Origin of the sequence: Geobacillus thermodenitrificans subsp. thermodenitrificans DSM 465 (assembly GCF_000496575.1) — a bacterium.
In the GTDB taxonomy this organism is placed as follows: domain Bacteria; phylum Bacillota; class Bacilli; order Bacillales; family Anoxybacillaceae; genus Geobacillus; species Geobacillus thermodenitrificans.
Window position 1 is genome coordinate 1 of the sequence record NZ_AYKT01000017.1, and the last position, 14,188, is coordinate 14,188.

Genomic DNA, 14,188 nt, shown 5'->3' on the forward strand with positions numbered 1-14,188 from the left:
CGTTTCGTTCAGTTTTCAAGGAACGAGATTAGTCGATATAAATTGCTTTCTCTTGCAAGAACCAGTTCATCGAACTTATCTCTCGCAAGCAGCTTCTTTATATTAGCATAACATCTTTCCGATGTCAACCACTTTTTTCTTTCTCATCACCGCCGAACATCTTGTTCAGCAGCGACGCTATTTAATATACCACCCTAATCTCCAAAATGCAATACCTTTTTTTAAAATTTTTTTTGGTTTTTTTAAACTGTACTCTTCTCAAAAGTCCCCACTTCCCATTATCTTAATACGTAATCCTTCTCCTTGGCAACCTCTCTAATCCTCCACACAACGATATTCGTTGCGAACCCTTTTCTTGATCCCACCATCAATAGTCATTACACAAGAAAGCAAAATCGACAGTCCCACTTCTTCCCCGTATTATAAAAAAACGTTTAGAGATAGGCTCCTTCCTACCTTCTATAACTGAAACATCAAGCGGGGTTGTGTATGCCTCATTGTTGTTACCAAAAACCATAAAGGACAGTACCTGATCTTTCTTACACCATAACTGATCAGTTTTGTTCAAAATGAATGAATACGCCCACCGGCGGACGCATACATTTCAATATAATATGTTGTTTTCAAGGAGGCATCTAGACTTTGATCCGCATTTTAGCTTTACCGTCCGGTTTGAGCCCGTCTTACTCGTCTTCCCTTTCGAAAAACGAGCAGGCGATCCTAAACGCTCTTATTTCTTCGCCCGTGCTGTACACATATCCAAATGAACAACAGCTGCGATTTGAAATTGCGCTGCGTGCTAACATCGTCCAAGCTGCAGTCGACTTAGCAAAGAGCCGGGCGCGGTTTGCCATTTTTCGTTTTTCACGCTGCAACAGCGAGTTTTGGGAGCGGGACGAGCGAGGTGGTTTTCAGCTGCGACCGGGCATCCCTCCTTCAGAGGCCATCAAAGACATTTTCGTTAACAGTGAACGATACGCCTTTGAATGTGCAACTGCCATCGTCATCGTCTTTTACAAAGCCGTGCTCGATACGATTGACGTATCAGCGTTTAATCGCCTGTTCGCCGATCTACTCCTGTATGACTGGCATACTGACCGCGATCTTGGCATCCATACAAAAAAGGGAGAACACTTTCTCCCTGGGGACTGTCTTTATTTTAAAAACCCGGAGTTCGATCCGACGACGCCGCAATGGCAGGGGGAAAATACGATTTACTTGGGCAACGGCTTGTTTTACGGGCATGGCATCGGCATTCACCCAAAAGAGGTCATTATCGATGCACTCAATCGGAAGCGAAAACCGGGAGCGACGAAATCCGCCTATCTTCTCCCCCAAATTACGCAAGTCAACTTCACGTATTTGTCCCAATTCGCCCGCCCGTTGAACGAATTCCGCTTGCCGCTCCGCCCATCGTTTATCATCGGAACGTTAGGGTCCGCTACTTTCTTGTATCGTTAGCGGCCCTTTTTCGTTTTTCTCCCACAAATACAAGCCAATTCCTGTTAAAATAAAAATACCGCCGATCCATTGAAACAGGCGGATCTGTTCGTCAAACAGCCAATACGCCAAGGCTGAAGCGCCAATAGGTTCCAATAAAATGGCCATCGACACGGTCGATGCGCTCACCCATTTGACTGCCCAGTTCATTACGGAATGGCCGAACAGTGTCGGGATGATGGCTAAAGCAAGAAAACAAAGCCAGTCGGTCGGTTGGTACGCTGTTAGGGAAAAGCGGGATAGTACGGTATACAAATACAATGTCGCAGCGCTGATGCCATAGACGATATATGTATACGTCATAAGCGACAATCGCTGGCGCAATTCTTGACCGAATAGCCAGTACGCTGTCACCATCGCGCACGCCAATAATGCCAACACGTCCCCATACAGCGCTTCTCCACTGGCGCGAAAGTCGCCCCAGCTGATGAGGATGCTTCCGACAATGGCCAAAAGAGCGCTCCCGATCGCACCGATCGTTAGCCGTTCACGGAAAAAGATCGCTCCTCCAGCAAAAGCAAACAGCGGCTGCAACGTCACAAGCACGACTGAGCTCGCAACAGAGGTATAGTCGAGCGATTCAAACCAAAGAATAAAATGAAACGCAAGTAGCACGCCGGAACAAACGGAAAACAACCAGTCGCGCCGGGAGATGCGCTTTAGTTCATCGATATGACGGAGACAAAACGGCGTCATGATCACGACGGCGAAAAAGAGCCGATAAAAGGCAATAACCGCCGATGGCGCTTGTGACCATTTGACGAAAATGGCCGATGTCGACACAGCGAGCGCACCGATCAATAAGGCGACATACGCCTTTGCCGAACTTGGCGGTTTCATCTCTCCATCTCCTTGCCAACTGTTTTCTTACATTATATCACGAACGAGGTGAGAAAAATGGTGTTCGATCCGTTCCTCAAATTAGGGATTTCAGCCATCCTCGGGTTGATTATCGGGCTGGAACGGGAATTGAAACGAAAACCAGTCGGTTTAAAAACGTGCCTTGTCATTTCCATTTCCAGCTGCTTGTTGACGATCGTTTCGATTGAATCAGCGTACATCTTCCCATCGAAAGATCATATTACGATGGATCCGCTCCGTCTGGCCGCCCAAATCGTATCCGGGGTCGGTTTTTTAGGAGCTGGCGTGATTTTACGCCGCGGTAACGACAGCATCACCGGATTGACGACGGCTGCGATCATTTGGGGGGCCGCGGGCATCGGGGTGGCCGTCGGCGCAGGCTTTTATTGGGAATCAGCGTTCGGTGTGGCGCTGCTCATTGTCAGTGTCGAACTCATTCCATTTTTAATTAATTTTTTCGGACCGAAGCAGCTGCGTGAAAAAGAAGTGATGCTGCAAATTACAGTCGCCGATGAAAACAATATTACGAAAGTGATTGATCATTTAAAACAGCAGCACATCAATATTAAAACGATGCGCATTAAAGATGTGGAAGAAAACCAGCATTTATTGAAACTAAGGGCTGTCGTCGACCAACGACGCTCGACCGCTGACATTTATTACACCATCCGCTCCATTGACGCGATCGTTCATGTCGATATTGAAAGCGGCTGATAAAAAAAGATTGCCAACAGCCATTCATCTAGATATAATAGGAACTGGACAAATCATCCATATTCTTTTGGGGCATTAGCTCAGTTGGGAGAGCGTCGTGCTGGCAGCGCGAAGGTCACCGGTTCGAGCCCGGTATGCTCCATTCACCCCCCCTTGCGTGGCAAGGGGTTTTTTGTTTGACTGGGAAAGGTCTCACACCGAAACGCTTCGTCGACGAATCCGCGGCCGTAATCTCCTAACGAACGGCGGGCGGCAAAGTCACATGCGAGGGACGCCCGCCGTTCCCTTCATCCCATGGAGATCGTCTTTCAGGATGGTTCTTTATATTTTTTTAAGCGCTCCTCGAGCTCCCGGCGCGCTTGTTCGATGTCAAAGTCGTCATCTTCCGGCTGGCTGTAGTCCATGTTCAGCCAATCCGGCACGATCTCTGTGCGAATCGGCTTCCGCATCGTTCGACTGCTCTCCGTTGAAGAAGAGGTAGACCGTTGGTTCAGCCGCTGCTTTCGAAACGCAAGCCGTGCCGCACGCACTTCGTCGACCGTTCGATACCCTTTTTCCATCCAGTCGCGCAAGATCGTCTCGACGTACACCCACCGTTTCGCCCCGTTTTCCACCGCAATTTTTAACGCTTCTAAGACTAATTCCTCGGACGTGTCATCCACCCACATATTGATTTTTTCCCGCAAATATCCTCCGATCACCCCAAATCCGTTTTGCTCATAGAAACGAACAATCTCCTTGTAGGCGCGCACGCGCTCATCATCTTCTTTCTCTTCTCTGTTCCTCTCTGATGTGATCTCTGTCGTATTCTCTGGTATCGGGCTGTTCACATTGAGCACCCCGATTGACCAATTTGACCAGCTGGACGGCTCAGTTTGAACAGATGGTCGGGCGATTTCGCCCGTCGGCCGCCCGTTTTGGGCAGATGGACGGTGGATTTCATCCATCGACCACTCATTTTGGACAGACGGCCGAACCCATTCATCGACGGATCGTCCAATGAAAACCGGCAAATCGGCCACTTCATCTGCTGGCCGCTCATGTTGAACCGATGAATGGGCAATTTCATCCGCCAGCTGCCCGATGGGAACGGGTGGGCAGGCCATTTGCTCTGTCGCCCATCTATTTTGAATCGACGGATCATCCGATTTCCCTTTCGTCCATCCATGTTGAACCGATCGATCAGCCAATTCATCGCTCAGTTGTCCATGTTGAGGAGGTGGATCGGCCGTTTCACCTGCCATTTGTTCGTTTTGGAAAGATGAACAAGCGATGTCTCCCTCTGTCCGTTGATTTGGTATCGTCAGAACGATCGGCATGCCATCAAAAGACGCCCCACGGTCGTCTCGAGCGATGGAAGCGGCATCGGAACCTAGCCCCTTGCCGTCTTGAACGGTTGACATGCCTCCTTGAAACATCGGCATGCGATCTGGAACAGTTGAATCGCCATCGTGGGACATCGACGCACCATAAGAAACAGTTGCAAGGCGATCGAGAACGGTTGAACCGCTGTCCCCCGCTGGACCGCCATTCGCCCCCGGTGGCTGTTCCTTTTGCCTAGCTATTATTTTTTGCGTCCATTCGGCCAGTTGGTTGTAATCGATCCGATACCATTTCGTTTTATCGATTTTGGAGCGGTTAAAATTCGCCGAAACGATGATCCCGAGCTTTTCGAGCTTTGTGATGATCCGGCGAATCGTACTTTCCGACCAAAACGGGAATTGCTTCTGCCAATCTCCATACGTGTTGTACACCCATTTGTAGCCGTCACGAACATTTTCACTTTTCTCGAGCCAATAGTGCAATTGCTGTACGATAATGCTTTCGTTCAATCCGATCGCCACAGCGAGCTGTGGTAAAATGATTAACGGCTCGTCGTCTAAAAGCAATTTGGTCATCGTCCCTCTCCCCCTTCATAAACGATGAATGAAGAACTCGTTCGCAGCGAAATGGCTTTATGATTGCTCCCTTTCTTTGATAAACTTTATTTCGAATGCCATCAAATCACCTAATGGCGCGACAGCAGCGATTTTAGCCCGATTTCACGCTAAAAAACGCCAAAAATACGCCAAAAACGGTTGAATATGCGTTCAAAGAGCAAATCGACATGTTCCGTTGCTTTCATCGCGTCTTTGCTGAAACAGCAACACCTTTTCGATCGGAGGGAGAGCTTTGAAACAAACTGCGATTTTGTTTTTTTGCCTGATGATTCTATTTCCCGCTTCCGTTTTCGCCCATCCAGGCACATTGGATGAATTGGGCGGGCATTTCCGCAACAGTGACTGCACCTACTTGTTGCACGAACCGACCGCATTGGCGAAGCAGGCGAAAACGAAAGAAGAGCTGGTCAAGCTCATTCAAAAATATAACGGCAATGAACGGTGCAAACGGAACCTCACTCCAGAACGGATTGACTTAGACGGCCATACGCTCGGGGGAAAAGAGGACAATGCTTCGCTGCGGCTTGGCCGGACATACAAAGCGGCATTGGTGAAGTGCATTGACGGAGACACGGCCAAATTCCGTGTGAACGGCCACGTGTATACGACGCGCTTTTTGTTCATCGACACCCCAGAAAGCACCATCGAAGTCGAACCATACGGAAAAGAAGCGAGCCAGTTTACGTGTTCCCGACTGAAAAAAGGGGACATTGTGCTTGAAACAGATGGAAATACGTTGTTTGACAAATACCAACGGCTGCTCGCTTGGGTATGGGTCGACGATCGCCTGTTGCAAGAAGAGCTCGCTAAAGCCGGGCTAGTCGAGGACTTTTATGACTATGGCGATTACAAATACGAACAACGCATCCGCAAAGCATACGAGGAAGCCAGACAAAATGGCGTCGGCATATACAGTGGGCACTCTGCCGAGGAGAAGCCGAAAGTCGATTCGAAAACGAAAGCAGAGCCGGCGCAAACCAATCCGCAGACCGAAGAGGAGACGAACGAAGCCGATCGTGAACGTAACCGTGAGCAAGAAGAACGAACTTCGGAGCCATCAAGCGGTCTCGCCCTTTATACGTTGCTCGGTGCAGCGGCGGCTGCAGGGGTGTATTGGCTCATCCGCCAGCTGAAATAACGACCGCCAACACCAAAAAGACCTGTCCGTGTCGGACAGGTCTTTTTTCATCGAAAGCAAGTTGCCGGTTTTGCTTCAAAAAAGTTATTCATTCCCGCCTTGGCTTTGAAAACAGCTTCCTTAATGATTTCCGTAAACAAATGTTTCCCCGTTGTTTCTTGTCATTGCTTCGGAAGCAATTCTTCAACACCGGCATCATTGGCCATTCGCCCCGGCTCCATCCCGAGCCGACGGAAGCCGTATTTTTCGAGGCGCATGATTTGCTCATCGGTCAATTCTGTGTACGCAATGACCGACGGGGTGCCAGACGATTTGTAAATCAAGTTGCCGGTCACCGGGCATTGAAACGCGTCGGCGACAAACCCCTCCCCGTCTTGAATCGTAAACAGCCGGATGGGCATCACATTCATGTTATTCCCTCTTTCCATACATCGTCATGATTATAAGTGCCCGATCCATCACCATTTTATACGAGCCGTTTGCCGACGATGACTAAATCGCGCTCAATGCCGTCAAGCTCAGCAACACGCGGAAAATAGCCCCACCGTTCAAACCCGAAGCGAGAGAACAGCCGCAAACTCGGTTCGTTATGGGCAAAAATAAAACCGAGCAGCGTCTTCATTCCAAGCGCCGGCGCCTTGTCGATCGCCCGCTTGAGCAGCTTCGTCCCAAGCCCTTGACCGCGGTGCGATTCGGCAATATAAATGCTCACTTCGGCCGTATGGCGGTACGCCGGGCGGCCGTAAAACGATTGGAAACTAAGCCAGGCGCAAATGACACCGTCATCTTCGACTACCCAGAGCGGCCGATGGTGCGGATCGTGCGCTTCAAACCACGCTCTCCGGCTTTCCACTGACACCGGCTCCAAGTCCGCCGTCACCATCCGGCTTGGAATCGTTTCATTATAAATGCGGACGATTTGCGGCAAATCCGCCGCCGTTGCATCACGAATCAACCATCGCTCCATTTGGCATCCCCCTTTTTCCATCAGCCTTTCATTTCAAAAATCAGAAACATCTCTATGTACAGCGAAAGAACACGAAACGCCAGCTCGTTTTGTATCGTGTCGCTTGCGGCGTTTCTCAGCCCGTGTTCCCAAATGACGCGCACTCCTATTTTATCAGAAATGGGGGACGTTCGCGCCTTCTTCATATGTTCACCTGTGCCTCGCTTGTTATTGCCGGCGCGCCCGCACCGCAAAGCGACTGTCCCCCGCCCAATCACCCGTGTCCCCCATTTAGGACGGCGGCCCGTTTCTTTCTCCAAGACGCAGCCCGCTCTCCCACGAAGGCCCCGCCTTCCTCCGACAAAGGCAAAAAAACGGCGTGAGTTCGGTCATCCCAGACTCACGCCGTTTTGTGTTTACCAGAATGGCAACGCCCATCTGCAAAACAACGCAACCGTCTTATCTTTACGTCACCCCAATGAAGCGACAACGTCGAATGACGAAGGCATGAACATTTCTTCCTCTAACGCAGCGACAAAGCGGCGTCCAACGATCGGCGAGCATCCCCGCCTATAGAAGTCAAGACGCGAGTGCTCGTCACTCGCTTGCGGAAGCGCCTTTTTTCTTCCACTTCATCAAGGTCTCATAAACGATCGGGACAATGATCAGGGTCAAAAGTGTAGAGCTCGTCAATCCACCGATGACGGTCACGCCGAGTCCTTTCGAAATCAACGCCCCGCCTTCCATTCCAAACGCAAGCGGAAGCAACGCGCCGACGGTCGCAATGGCCGTCATTAAAATCGGGCGCAAGCGCGTTCCGGCCGCTTCCAAAAGCGCCTCGCGCGTCGACAATCCGTCGCGTTCTTTATGAATGACACGGTCGATTAAGACGATCGCATTCGTCACCACAATCCCAATCAACATCAACATGCCGATCAGCGCCGATATGCTGATGGTTTCGTCAGCAATAAACAGAGCCAGCAGCGCACCGATGACGGTAAACGGCAGCGAGAACAAAATCGTAAACGGCGCCAGCCCGCCACCAAACGTGACGACAAGCACAAAATATACGATCGCTACGGCAGCGAGCATCGCCAATCCGAGCTGGGTGAACGCCTCTTCGATATCTTCGGTGACTCCTCCCATGTGGACATCGACATTGGACGGAACGCGCAGCTTGTCGATGGCCTTTTGCACGTCTGCCGACACAGCGGCGACGTCTTTCGTTTTCACTTCCGCCGACACGCTCGCGTATACTCGGCCGTCATAGCGCTGAACCTCACTGTACGTATGTCCTTTTTTCAACTCGGCCACATCTTCAATCGGCACTTGAACACCGAGCGGCGACACGATCGTTTTCTTCATCAAATCTCGAATATCGTCGTATTGCTCTTTTTCCGTTGCAATGTAGACGTTGAGATCTTCACCATCTTGCTTAACCGTCGCAATCGCTTGGCGCTCGCCATTCTCGGACAACGCTGCGGCGATTTGTGCAGCAGTCAGCCCGAATTCACTTAATTTTTTCTGGTCGGCGACAAGCGTATATTCTTCAAACCGGGCGGACATGCTTGTTTTCACATTGGTCAACCCATCATGATCGCGCAAAATGTCCGCTACTTTCTCAACAATTGGCTCGATTTCTTCCATTTGATCTCCATACACGTTAAGCTCAATCACATTGGATGTCCCGGTGCCCGAAACGTCCTGGCTTTGCCATTCCCCTTTGTCTCCGCGCTCATCAAGCGCCTTCATCACTTTTTCCTTCTCTTCGGCAAAGTTTTTCACATCGGGGTCATACTCGACATAAAACAGCGCTGCATTGTCCTGACCCGGGTTCATCGGGTTGCCCCCGCCGACAGACAGTTGAATGTTCTTTACTCCGTCGCGCTTCTCGAAAAACGCCTCCACTTCTTTGGCAATGCGTTCCACTTGATCCACCGTTTGCCCCGGAGCAGGACTGTACGTAGCAACGATCATTTTTTGCTCATCAGATGGCAAGAAGCTGACCCCAACATACGGGACGAGGAACAAACTTGCGACAAGCAGCAGCACGGCTGCGCCGCTCACGATGAGTTTATGATCCAACGACCAACGGAGCACCGTTTTATACCAAGACGCCAAGAGGCTTTTTCTTTCCTTTGCCCGGACGCGTTTCGCTGCCACGCCATTGCGGAACAGCCAGTGAGCCAACGCCGGAACAACGGTAACCGCAACAATTAGCGAGGCGAGTAACGCAAACACGATCGTTAGCGCAAACGGCAAAAACAGCTCGCCAACCATCCCTTTGACCAATCCGAGCGGCAAAAAGACGGCCACCGTTACAATCGTCGACGACGCGATCGGGATAAACATTTCTTTCGTTGCCGAGACGATCAGTTCTTTTCCAGTGAGCGGTTCATCCGGCAATGTCATGCGCCGGTAAATGTTTTCCACAACAACGATCGAATCGTCAATGACGCGGCCGATCGCCACCGTCATGGCACCAAGCGTCATGAGATTGAGCGTAATATCCATCTCATACAGCAGCAAAATCGCAATCAACAGCGACAGCGGAATCGACACGACGGAAATCAACGTCGTGCGGATGTTGCGCAAAAACAGGAAAATGACAATGACCGCAAACAGTGCGCCAAACACTGCTTTGTCCACCATCGTGTTCACCGAATCTTCAATCGGCTGCCCTTGGTCAAACACGGTGATAATGCGCAACCCGTCATAGCGCTTCTCGAGATCTTTGATTTTTTCCTTGACGGCGTTGACGACAGTGACCGTATTAGCGTCTTGCGCTTTCACGATTTGCACGCCGATTGACGGTTCACCGTTCGTCCGCGAAATCGATTCTGCTTTAGCGACGACTTCCACTTCAGCCAGATCGCTCAACGAAACAGAAGGAATCGAAGGAGATGTACCTGCTTGGCCGGAAGCGGCGCCTTGCATTTGGGCCGCTGCTCCTTGACCTGCCGCGATTCCTTGCATCTGACCGGCCGCTCCCATTCCTTCGCCGCCTGCCATCGGTGACTGCGCTGCTCCATTAGCAGGGGCGATCGGAATGCGGAGCGCTTTTAAGTCATCGACCGTGACGATGCGTCCGTCGATGACGACCGATTTTTCCGTATCTCCAAACGTGTACAGACCGAGCGGAAGTGAAACAGCGGAAGCCTGAATGACGTTGATGACCGATTGTTCAGTCAGCCCGTACTGCTTCAACTTCTGTTCATCGAATCGAATGTTCACTTCTTGCATTTGCTGGCCAGCGACTTCAACCGAATCAACGCCGTCGATGCCCTCCAATTCCGGGACGACATGACGCTCAACCGTTTCCGTCAGCTCAGCCAACGATTCGTCCGGATTGGTCACGCTTAATGAGATGACCGGAAAAGCGGAAAAGCTAATCCGGGAAACGTCTGGCTCCTGCGCCCCATCAGGCAGCTTCAAATGACTAAGCGCCTCTTTCACTTCATTTTGCGCTTTTTCCATATCTTTGTCGAACTCATATTCAATTTGTACAAACGATGCATGTTGAAAGGAAGAGGAACGGACAACCGTGACACCGTCCAAATGTTCGACCCGCTGTTCAATCGGCTCCGTCACCTTCTTGGCCACTTCTTCCGGCGTAGCCCCCGGATAGACCGTCGAGACGGAAATGAACGGAACGTTAATGTTCGGGATCGTTTCGAGTTTCATGTTCATTCCCGAATACAACCCTGCCACAGCAACAATAATCGTCAAAATCCAAATGGCGAGCTTATTATTGAGCGAAAACTGAATGACTTTCCTCACGCGCTTCTCCCCTTTAAATCCATGATCATATTGGTTCCACTCCACTATGACTGTACGGTCACAAGTTATATACTAATTGACCAAATGGTCATTTGTCAAAATGGGAAACCCACCTCATCTGATTGCTGAACATCGATCCGACATGCTGCTATGTATTCGAGCCTATTTCTAGGCCAACCATCCCGTCTTTTCTTCATTCAGGTTCCACCTTATCACACACCTCCCATCTTTTGTTATGCTCTAGCGACATATTTTTAATTACGACTCAAGACGTATTTTGGATTCAACTGTGTAAAAAAGACATGGATGATCTTGCTTCTGCGGTTGGCTTTTGTTTTTTGACCGTAAAATTACGTGAACAGCCGCGCGGCGAATACATCCGGTTGGGACAATCCGGCAATCGCCACGTAGATAAGCAAAACAAAGGATATAAGAAAAGCAAGATGGAGGATATGTGCAGTTACCGTATGGAGCTTGAAAAAGCGTCGGGCTCATGCTCCTTTTTCACTTGATTAGATGACTCACCGGCAGGAAATAAAAAGTTCTTGAAAGAGCGCCTGCTCCATCAAGTCCCCAAACCATTTCCTAACTATGTTGGTTTAATAGCTTCTTTTCATTGTTTGACTACATGTTCTATCCATTCTAAAGATGTGAATCCAATAGAAAATCAAATTCCGTATGTAATTGAACAAAGTCTTCTTTCTCTTTTTCGGATGTATTCGTACTCCTAAAAACAAGCAAAGCGTTCTAAGACATCCTTTCATTGCTTCATGGATAAAACTAACTAACGATTGTTCCGACGACCCCATGTCTTGATGAAACGTTCCAACTAAAAAGTCAGCTATTCCTCAAAAGCTGATGATGATTCATTGATTCTCCCCTTATATTGATGTTTCTCCTTTATTTAGTTGAATGGCCTGTTGGAATAACCCTACCTTTTTCGTCTTTTTTTAACACAATATTTGCTCAATATTAACTCTGGTTTCGACGGGACATTTATTATGAGAAAAAAGAGTTAACGAAGCGTATGCAATTACAACAGGAAGTGCAACAAAAAGATACATGGGAGCCCCTTGATTAGTTATACAATGCCTTTGGATTCTAGTTATTCGGGCCATCGAATAAAAAATGGAAGGATCTACGAGGTCCTTCCCGAGAATTTTACACTGATGAGAAAAACATAGTCAGATTTGTGATTTTGAACTGAAATAATTGGAAAAAGACAGTTCAAAATAATGTGCTAGTTACATTCTCATTTTTAATCTTAGCTTTTGTAAGATGTCTTTTTCAACATAATATACACCTTGACCGTCGGTATGACTTCCATACATCATTTGTTCATTAAAACACCAACAAAAATCCGCCCTCGTTCAATGAGAGGGCGGTTCATTCGGGTGGAAATCGACACAAAGGCCCCGACGTCTTTTATGACAAGAAGGCGGTAAACGGTGGGGGAACGATTGCTGTCTTGCATCTACACTGGATCGAAACAAAGGCTGTCTTGGCTCATTCGGTTAGTGGGCAGCTTCTCCTTTTTCCTCCAGTTCGGCCACCGGCACGTCCCGACGCTCATTGAGCCGGCCGTCGCGCAAATGGACAGTTGCCATTTGGTTTTCTTCGTCATACCCGTCAATCCAAACCGATACCCCGTTGTAATACACAGGAATATCGGCAGGTGATGAAACGATTTGTTTCACACGGTTCATATCCATAACCCACTATCCCCTTTCACTGACGTTTCGTTTCCTAGTATGGAAAAGAACAGGAATGTTTATGCAAAAACCGTCCACACTAAAGAAGGAATCAACCAAAAGAGGGATAGATGATGAAAATGAGGAACTTGCTTGTTTCCTATTGGCGGATGTCAACCGTTCTCCGTCTGTTCGCTATCGCGAGCGCCATTATCGTCTTGTTTGGTGCACTGATGCATGTGATTGAGCCGGAGACATTCCGCAACATCTTTGATGGCATTTGGTGGGCGAGCGTGACGACAACGACGATCGGCTATGGGGATATCGTTCCGAAAACGCTCGCGGGAAAGCTTGCTGCGATGGTGCTTATCGCCCTCGGCACTGGAATCATCGCTGCTTATTTCGCTTCGATATCGGCAGCAGCAGCTTCTCGGGAAACGGCGCATACGAACGGGCAGCTTCCATATACAGAGCGGGGACACGTCATTATTGTCGGTTGGAATGAGCGGGCACGCGAAATGCTGCTTCGCTTCGCTAGACAAGATTCGCTGCCCCGCTTTGTCCTGATCGACGCTACTGTACCATCCCATCCGCTTCCACACGTTCCTTTTCATTTTATTAAAGGGTCGGCACACGATGATGCGGTACTTGAAAAGGCCAATATTGGCCATGCTCAGTTTGTGATCATTACCGCCGACCCGCATAAAGCAGAAGAGGACGCCGATAAAGATACGATCGTCGCGCTGCTCGCTGCCAAGAGCCTCAACCCGTCGGTGTATGCCATCGTGGAAATATTGACCGCCCGCAATGTCCAAAACGCTTTTCGCGCCGGAGCGGATGAAGTGGTTCAAACGAACTTGCTGGCGAGCACTGCGATGGCGGCCAGCCTTCGCTCACCGGGAGTCGCCGGCGCCATCGAGAGAATGCTCGGTCGATTTGGCGAACAAACCTTGCGCCTTCTCCCCCCCACCGAGCAACAAATCGGCCAGCCGTTCGCCACCGTTCAGCAGCTGCTGCTTGAGCAAAATATCACGCTGCTTGGTGTCATCCGCGGGGACAATGGGAACCTTTCCATTTTGCCGCAGCGCCCGATCGAAGAACATGATCGCCTGTTCGTGTTTGTTCCTTAATCGAGCAGGAGGCGCTCCAGGTCTTGAACGAGCGCTTTGCCGACGGAAATATATTGCTCCGGAACGGTCGCATCCGGGTCTTGCGGTTCGGAAAACTGGTTGAATGCCGCTCCCACATTGCCGACATCAGCAAAATCGTCAATGCCGCGCTGATATTTATGCGCAAGCAAAAACGGACGCCCGAGCTCGACCGTTGTGCCATGTGAATCGAGCTGTCCATCAACTGCTTGAAACGGCACGCGCAAAAATTGGTAACCTACATGGTCAGCGATTTTATAGTCAAAATAGCCATGATCGTAATCCCAGCCGCCGCCAATCACATAACCGAGCGGCTTTAATTTTTGCTCTAAATCATAAAGTTGAAACTGCTTTCCTTCTAACCGTGATGGAATTTCAATCATGCACAACCCCTCCTTTCCTTTTATCGTTTCCCGTTTAGCGGCAATTATTTGCCCATCCCAGACTCTGGCACTTGGCGAAAAATGGAC

The 14,188-nt window shown here is 49.6% G+C and carries 12 protein-coding genes and 1 tRNA gene; 5 read left to right on the forward strand and 8 right to left on the reverse strand.

Features of this window, described 5'->3' with window-relative positions:
• Positions 1-642 precede the first annotated feature (642 nt).
• Entirely contained in the window at positions 643-1,461 is an 819-nt protein-coding gene (locus DSM465_RS0114630) for a protein-glutamine gamma-glutamyltransferase (RefSeq protein WP_008881779.1), read from the forward strand.
• On the opposite strand, the gene DSM465_RS0114635 is transcribed toward DSM465_RS0114630, so the two are convergent.
• Complete coding sequence (locus DSM465_RS0114635; RefSeq protein ID WP_008881780.1) at positions 1,432-2,340, reverse strand: DMT family transporter; 909 nt, start codon at positions 2,338-2,340, stop codon at positions 1,432-1,434. The two genes, DSM465_RS0114630 and DSM465_RS0114635, sit on opposite strands and share 30 nt — an antisense overlap.
• A gap of 57 nt (positions 2,341-2,397) precedes the next feature.
• Between DSM465_RS0114635 and DSM465_RS0114640 the strand changes: the two genes are divergently transcribed.
• Positions 2,398-3,075, forward strand: a complete 678-nt coding sequence (locus tag DSM465_RS0114640) for an MgtC/SapB family protein (RefSeq protein WP_008881781.1) — start codon at positions 2,398-2,400, stop codon at positions 3,073-3,075.
• 69 nt (positions 3,076-3,144) lie between these two features.
• Positions 3,145-3,217: transfer RNA gene (locus DSM465_RS0114645), tRNA-Ala, on the forward strand.
• A gap of 166 nt (positions 3,218-3,383) precedes the next feature.
• On the opposite strand, the gene DSM465_RS0114650 is transcribed toward DSM465_RS0114645, so the two are convergent.
• The gene (locus tag DSM465_RS0114650; RefSeq protein WP_029761670.1) at positions 3,384-4,973 is read right to left on the reverse strand and encodes a DnaD domain-containing protein; all 1,590 of its coding nucleotides are present in this window, start codon (positions 4,971-4,973) and stop codon (positions 3,384-3,386) included.
• 307 nt (positions 4,974-5,280) lie between these two features.
• Between DSM465_RS0114650 and DSM465_RS0114655 the strand changes: the two genes are divergently transcribed.
• A complete protein-coding gene (locus DSM465_RS0114655; RefSeq protein ID WP_394359150.1) occupies positions 5,281-6,153 on the forward strand; it encodes a thermonuclease family protein in 873 nt (290 codons plus the stop codon).
• Positions 6,154-6,314: 161 nt separating this feature from the next.
• Here the strand turns inward: DSM465_RS0114655 and DSM465_RS0114660 are convergent, their stop codons facing one another.
• The 5 genes from DSM465_RS0114660 to DSM465_RS0114680 all read right to left on the reverse strand — a co-directional run bounded on the left by DSM465_RS0114660 (position 6,315) and on the right by DSM465_RS0114680 (position 12,591).
• A complete protein-coding gene (locus tag DSM465_RS0114660; RefSeq protein ID WP_029761672.1) occupies positions 6,315-6,563 on the reverse strand; it encodes a hypothetical protein in 249 nt (82 codons plus the stop codon).
• Between the two features lie 56 nt (positions 6,564-6,619).
• Positions 6,620-7,120, reverse strand: a complete 501-nt coding sequence (locus DSM465_RS0114665; protein WP_008881786.1) for a GNAT family N-acetyltransferase — start codon at positions 7,118-7,120, stop codon at positions 6,620-6,622.
• 20 nt (positions 7,121-7,140) lie between these two features.
• Positions 7,141-7,419: a hypothetical protein gene (locus DSM465_RS0114670; protein ID WP_050772226.1), complete on the reverse strand. Its 279-nt coding sequence runs from the start codon at positions 7,417-7,419 to the stop codon at positions 7,141-7,143.
• A 277-nt stretch (positions 7,420-7,696) separates the two neighbouring features.
• Positions 7,697-10,879, reverse strand: coding sequence for an efflux RND transporter permease subunit (locus tag DSM465_RS0114675; RefSeq protein ID WP_008881788.1), 3,183 nt, complete (start codon positions 10,877-10,879; stop codon positions 7,697-7,699).
• Between the two features lie 1,514 nt (positions 10,880-12,393).
• Positions 12,394-12,591, reverse strand: a complete 198-nt coding sequence (locus tag DSM465_RS0114680) for an H-type small acid-soluble spore protein (RefSeq protein WP_008881789.1) — start codon at positions 12,589-12,591, stop codon at positions 12,394-12,396.
• Positions 12,592-12,704: 113 nt separating this feature from the next.
• Here DSM465_RS0114680 and DSM465_RS0114685 point away from each other — a divergent pair, with 113 nt between their 5' ends.
• The gene (locus DSM465_RS0114685) at positions 12,705-13,700 is read left to right on the forward strand and encodes a potassium channel family protein (protein WP_029761673.1); all 996 of its coding nucleotides are present in this window, start codon (positions 12,705-12,707) and stop codon (positions 13,698-13,700) included.
• Here DSM465_RS0114685 and DSM465_RS0114690 read toward each other — a convergent pair.
• Positions 13,697-14,101: a YugN-like family protein gene (locus DSM465_RS0114690; protein ID WP_011888104.1), complete on the reverse strand. Its 405-nt coding sequence runs from the start codon at positions 14,099-14,101 to the stop codon at positions 13,697-13,699. The genes DSM465_RS0114685 and DSM465_RS0114690 overlap by 4 nt on opposite strands.
• Positions 14,102-14,188 lie beyond the last annotated feature (87 nt).